The organism is Ramlibacter sp. (assembly GCF_013697775.1).
Taxonomy (GTDB): Bacteria; Pseudomonadota; Gammaproteobacteria; order Burkholderiales; family Burkholderiaceae_C; genus Ramlibacter.
Genome location: NZ_JACCWG010000352.1, coordinates 1 through 5,451 on the forward strand (window position 1 = coordinate 1; position 5,451 = coordinate 5,451).

The 5,451-nt window shown below is 68.8% G+C and carries 5 protein-coding genes and 1 pseudogene; 2 read left to right on the forward strand and 4 right to left on the reverse strand.

Translation table 11 applies throughout. From position 1 onward, the window contains the following. The 3 genes from H0U68_RS17785 to H0U68_RS17795 form a co-directional block, all read right to left on the reverse strand. On the reverse strand, positions 1 to 1,571 hold a 1,571-nt coding region (locus tag H0U68_RS17785), incomplete at its 3' end, for a PAS domain S-box protein (RefSeq protein WP_296358012.1). A gap of 116 nt (positions 1,572 to 1,687) precedes the next feature. After that, positions 1,688 to 3,538 (reverse strand): glutathione-regulated potassium-efflux system protein KefC, encoded by a 1,851-nt coding sequence (gene kefC / locus H0U68_RS17790; RefSeq protein WP_296358014.1) that lies wholly within the window; start codon positions 3,536 to 3,538, stop codon positions 1,688 to 1,690. Between the two features lies 1 nt (position 3,539). After that, on the reverse strand, positions 3,540 to 4,193 hold the full coding sequence (locus H0U68_RS17795) for an NAD(P)H-dependent oxidoreductase (protein ID WP_296358016.1): 654 nt from the start codon (positions 4,191 to 4,193) through the stop codon (positions 3,540 to 3,542). Positions 4,194 to 4,251: 58 nt separating this feature from the next. Between H0U68_RS17795 and H0U68_RS17800 the strand changes: the two are divergent. Continuing rightward, a pseudogene (locus H0U68_RS17800) lies at positions 4,252 to 4,554 on the forward strand (ParA family protein); the annotation flags it as partial. Positions 4,555 to 4,583: 29 nt separating this feature from the next. Beyond that, positions 4,584 to 5,039 carry a MaoC family dehydratase gene (locus H0U68_RS17805; protein WP_296358018.1) on the forward strand — a complete coding sequence of 152 codons (456 nt, stop codon included), beginning with the start codon at positions 4,584 to 4,586 and terminating at the stop codon, positions 5,037 to 5,039. A gap of 206 nt (positions 5,040 to 5,245) precedes the next feature. Here H0U68_RS17805 and H0U68_RS17810 read toward each other — a convergent pair. Beyond that, positions 5,246 to 5,451 (reverse strand): TrmH family RNA methyltransferase (locus tag H0U68_RS17810; protein ID WP_296358019.1); only part of this gene is annotated, 206 nt, incomplete at its 5' end.

The window sequence follows — 5,451 nt, forward strand, 5'->3', positions numbered from 1 at the left end:
CACTTCTCGCTGATCAGGCTGGCGGTGTCGTCCAGCAGCTTTTCCAGCGCGAACTCGGTGCGTTCCAGGTCCAGCTTGCCGGCCTCGACTTTCGAGAAGTCCAGGATGTCGTTGATGATGCCCAGCAAGTGCTGGCCCGAGGCGTGCACCTTGTGCACGTAGTCGCGCTGGCGCGGCGTGAGGTCGGTCTTGAGCACCAGGTGCGACAGGCCGATGATGGCGTTCATCGGCGTGCGGATCTCGTGGCTCATGTTGGCCAGGAAGTCCGACTTCATGCGCGTGGCGTCCTCGGCAATTTCCTTGGCGCGGCGGATATCTTCTTCCGCTCGCTTGCGCTCGGTGATGTCGCGGCTGATGCCCAGCAGCCCTTCGGCCTCGCCGTTTTCGTCCCACAGCGGCGACACCACCGTGTGCAGCAGCACCCGCTGGCCGTCCGGGTAGGTGACCCAGTGCTCGGACGACTGCTCGCGCAGCTGCGCCTTGCAGCGTGCGTCGCGCGCGTCCATGTGCACCGCGAGCTCCTCCGGAAACACGTCGTGGCAGGTCAGCCCGCGCACCTCTTCCACCGGCTTGCCCACCAGCGCCGCGTAGGCCGTGTTGCAGCCGATGTAGCGGCTCTCGCGGTCCTTGTAGAAGATCAGATCGGAGATCGAGTTGATCAGCGAGTCCAGCGTGGCCTGCTGGCGCTTTTCCTTGCGCTCGGCGACTTTCTGCTCGGTCAGGTCGCGAAAGCTCGCGACGTACAGCGCGCGGCCGGCCGACTCGGCCAGGAACACCGTGATCTCGGCGTCGCGCAGCTCGCCGTTCCTGCACTGCTGGGTCGAATGGAAGGTCACCGCGCCGCCCTGCGCGGCCAGCTTGCTGCCGATGTCGCGTTCGCGCTCTGCCGTGTAGTCGCAGTCGATCTCCGAGATGTGCATGCCGACCATGTCCTCCACCGCATAGTCCAGGTGGCGGCAGGCGGCCGGGTTGGCGTAGGTGATGATCCCGGAGCCCGGGTCCAGCCAGAGCATGGGGCCGGAGTTTTCCAGCACCTGGTGGTTGAACATCATCTTCTGCTCGTAGCGCAGCCGCTCGGTGATGTCGCGGTAGGTGATGACGTTGCCCACGCACTTGCCGTGGATGCGCTGCGGAATGACGTGGCGCTCCAGCACCCGGCCGCACTTCAGCTCCACGGTGTTGAAGTCCTCCTCTTCCGGGTTGCTGCGCATCCGATCAACGTGGCGCGCCCATTCGTCCGGGTCCTTCACCCGCGATAGCTGCCACAGACGCAGGCTCTCGAGGTTCAGGCTGCTCAGCTCGTCCTCCGCCAGGCCCCACATCTCGACGAAACGGATATTGAAGTAGAAGGAGCCGTCCGACTGGGCCAGCGTGAGGATGCCGTCGTTGGCGGCGTCCAGCGTGGACACCATCTGCTCGTGCGAGCGGCGCGTGTCGGCCAGCTCGCGCGTGCGGGCCTGCAGCTGGTCGCGCGCCTGCGCCAGCGCGAGCCGCGCCTCGGCCAGTTCGTCCACGTCCGTGGCCGCTGACGCGGCCATCGCGGTGGAGAGTTCGCGCACGGCGCGGTCCATGGCACCACTCCTGTTCATCGGAGTTCCATGAAACCACCGGGTGCCGGGCGGTGATTAGGCAAATTGCCTAGAGGCGCTAGGAAATTTGCCGCGCGCGTGGCGCGGGCGAGCGCCCTTCAGTCGTCCATGCCGGCGCTGGCGTCCCAGCCGGGCGGGTGGCGGCTGCCCTGGCGATGCTGGGTGGCGTCGGCGCGCTCGCGCGCCATCTGCTCCTCCAGCTGCTGGCGGCCCGCGCGCACCACGGCGATCAGCTTCTTGCGGTCGCGGTAATGCGGATGCATCTGCTCGAACAGCTCCAGGTTGTGGCGGCGAAAGCGCATGGCGTGCCGCCTGGCCTCGTGCGGCGCCATGCCCAGCACCTCCAGCACGCTGCGCCCGCTGCGCAGGCTGGACTCGAACACCTCGCGCTCGACGCGCATCACGCTGCGGTCGCGCAGCTGGTTCCAGTGCGTCACGTCGCGCGCGCGGGCCACCAGTTCCAGGTGCGGGAAGTGCTCGCGCGCCAATGCCACGATGCGCAGCGACTGCTCGGTGTCGTCCACCGCCACCACCAGCACCCGGGCCTCGGCCGCGCCGGCGGTGCGCAGCAGGTCCAGCCGGGTCGCGTCGCCGTAGAACACCTCGTAGCCGAACGAGCGCGCCGCCTCGACCATGTCGGCGTCGTGGTCCAGCACGGTGGCGCCGATGCCCTGCGCGGCCAGCATGCGGCCGACGATCTGCCCGTAGCGCCCGAAGCCGGCGATGATCACCGGCGTTTCCTGCTGCTCGTCGAGCTCGGCGAGCGACCGTTTCGCGCCGGCCAGGCGCGGCAGCACCAGCCGGTCCACCGCCAGCAGCAGCAGCGGGGTGAGCAGCATCGACACCGCCACCGCGCCGATCAGCAGCGATGCGGTGTCGCCCGAGAACACGCGCGCGCCCGACGCCGCCTGGAACACCACGAAGGCGAATTCGCCGCCCTGCGCCAGCAGCAGCACCAGCACCGGCCGTTCGGCGCACGGAATGCCCATGCCGCGCGCGAGCAGCGCGATGACCGCCACCTTGGCCGCCAGGAAGCCGAGCACGATGGCCGCCATCAGCCCGGGCGAGCGCGCCAGCACCCCGAAGTCGATGCTCATGCCCACGGCGATGAAGAACAGCCCCAGCAGCAGGCCCTTGAACGGTTCGATGTCGGTTTCCAGCTCGCGCTTGTATTCGCTTTCCGCCAGCAGCACGCCGGCGAGGAAGGCGCCCAGCGCCATCGACAGGCCGACGAACTGCATCAGCGCCGCGATGGCCACCACCAGCAGCAGCGAGGCGGCGGTAAAGATCTCCGGCGTGCGGCTCTTGGCGATCCAGCGCAGCAGCGGCCTCAGCAAGAGCCGCCCGCCCAGCACGATGGCGGCGATCACGCCGACGATCTTCAACGCTTCGACTCCAGGGCTGGCCGCAGGCTGCGCCGGGTCGGCCACGCCGCCCAGCAGCGGCAGCAGCGCCAGGATGGGAATGGCCGCGACGTCCTGGAACAGCAGGATGGAAAAGCCCGCCTGGCCGCTGCTGGTGGGCAGCAGGTTGCGCTCGCCCATCACCTGCAGCGCGATGGCGGTGGACGACAGCGCCAGGCCCAGCGCCGCCACCAGCGCGACGCGCCAGGGCACGCCGGCAGCCGCGCCAGCGGCGAACAGGATGGCGGCGCAGCCCAGCACCTGGGCCGCGCCCCAACCGAAGATCGGCCGCCGCAGGCTCCACAGGCGCCGCGGCTCCAGCTCCAGGCCGACCAGGAACAGCATCAGCACCACGCCGAATTCGGCGAAGTGCAGGATGTCCTCCACATTGGTGACCAGGCCCAGCCCCCAGGGCCCGATGGCGATGCCGGCGGCCAGGTAGCCGATGATGGAGCCCAGGCCGAGGTATTTGGACAGCGGCACCGCGAACACCGCGGCGCCCAGGTAGATCAGGCTGTTGAGGAGCCAGGCGGGAAGATGGTCCACGTTATTGCGCTCCCGCCACGCTGGCCGCGGCCTCGCGCGGCCGGTCCGACGGCGGCACCTCGCAGGCCGGGCAGGCGTCCAGCTCGGCCAGCTCCGGCCATGCGGGGTAGCTGCGCAGCCGCTCGCCGAACACCTGCACGTGCGCCGCCACCGCCGCGTCGGGCACGGCATGCGCGCCGTGCAGAACCAGCGGCGGCAAAAAACGCATGCCGCACAGCGCCGAGGTCTGCTCGTAGGGCGGCAGGAAGGCGTCGAAGAAATAGCGGTTGTAGCTTTGCGGGTGGTAGGAGTCCTCAGGCCCGCCGGTGGTGGCCACCAGCCACAGGTCCTTGCCGCGCAGCGCGGTGCCGCCGGTGCCGTAGGCCCAGCCGTAGGCCAGCACCTCGTCCAGCCAGAGCTTGAGCAGCGCCGGCATCGAGTACCACTGCACCGGGTGCAGCAGCACCAGCAGCTGCGCCTCGGCGGCGCGTTCCTGCTCGCCGGCTACGTCGATGTCGTAATCGGCGTAGCTGGCGTACAGGTCCTGCACCCGCACGCCGGGTGCCGCGCGCGCGGCCTCCAGCAAACGCCGGTTGACGCGCGAGTCGCGCCAGTTGGGGTGCGCGGCGAGCACGTAGATGCCGCCGGAAATCACGTCTTTTGCCAACTCATCCATCCCCGCTAACATAGCGCAAAGCGGCCAGCATCCCATGATGCTCCGACACGAGGAGGTTTCCGCCCGGCCGGTCCGCGGCTGGGACATCGACCCCGGCCACATGGCGCGTCCGCCCAGGGGCGTGACCCACGTGGTGCTGGATACGCCCGCCGGCCTGCACGGCAAGCTGTTCCAGCAGGCACTGGCGCTCGCCGGCGAGTTCACCGAGCAGCTGGGCCTGCCCGTGCTGGGCTGCCTGCGGCCCACCCAGAACTACATCCACCTGGCCGCGCGGGGCCTGACGCTGTTCGACGTGGCGCCCAGCCGCGTGGAGCGCGACCTGGAGCAATGGCAGGACCTGTGTCGCTGGCTGGACAGCTGAGGGACGCCTCCAACGTTTAGGGTACGGGCATGAAAACCATCGAATCGCTTGCCGACGTTGCCGCACTGGTCGGCCAGGAAGTCGCCGTTACCGACTGGGTCACCATCACCCAGCAGCAGGTCAACCAGTTCGCCGAAGCCACCGGCGACCACCAGTGGATCCACGTGGACCCCGCGCGCGCGGCGGCGGGGCCGTTCGGCACCACCATCGCGCACGGCTTTCTCACGCTGTCGCTGCTGCCGAAGTTCTTCGAGTCGGCGCTGGAGATCCGCAACAGCCGCATGGGCATCAACTACGGGCTCAACAAGGTGCGCTTCCCGGCGCCGGTGCCGGTGGGCGGCCGGTTACGCGCGCGGCTCAGACTGCTGGCAAGCGAACCGGTGGACAACAGCGGCGTGCAGATGACCTGGCAGGTCACCATCGAGCGCGACGGCGGCGACAAGCCGGTCTGCGTGGCGGAGTCGCTCATCAGGCGCTATCCCTGAGCTTGCCTGGCTGCTGCCGCCACCTTCCAGGCAGCGCAAAGAAAAAGCCCGCCGGGAGGGCGGGCTGAAAAGGAGAAAGAGGAGTCTGGGTTACTGCCGTCTGTCCATTCACAGATTAGGCCTGCGCGTCGTCTTTCAAACACAACAGCAGGTAACCGATTTCCTCGTTTGTCGCAGGGAGCACAAGGTTGAGGCATGTGCATGGCTCAGCCGAAACCGTTCTGCCGCCAGGCCTCGAACACCGTCACTGCCACCGCGTTGGACAGGTTCAGGCTGCGCTGGTGCGGCCGCATCGGCAGCCTCAGGCGCTGCGGTTCGGGAAAGGTGTCGCGCAGCTCCGGCGCCAGGCCGCGCGTCTCGGAGCCGAACACCAGCCAGTCGCCGGGCTGGAAGCGCAGGTCGTGCACCCCGC

Coding starts and splice junctions, on each gene's coding strand:
- H0U68_RS17795 (WP_296358016.1), bottom strand. CDS start 4,193: ATGGATGAGTTGGCAAAAGACGTGATTTCCGGCGGCATCTACGTGCTC.
- H0U68_RS17805 (WP_296358018.1), top strand. CDS start 4,584: ATGAAAACCATCGAATCGCTTGCCGACGTTGCCGCACTGGTCGGCCAG.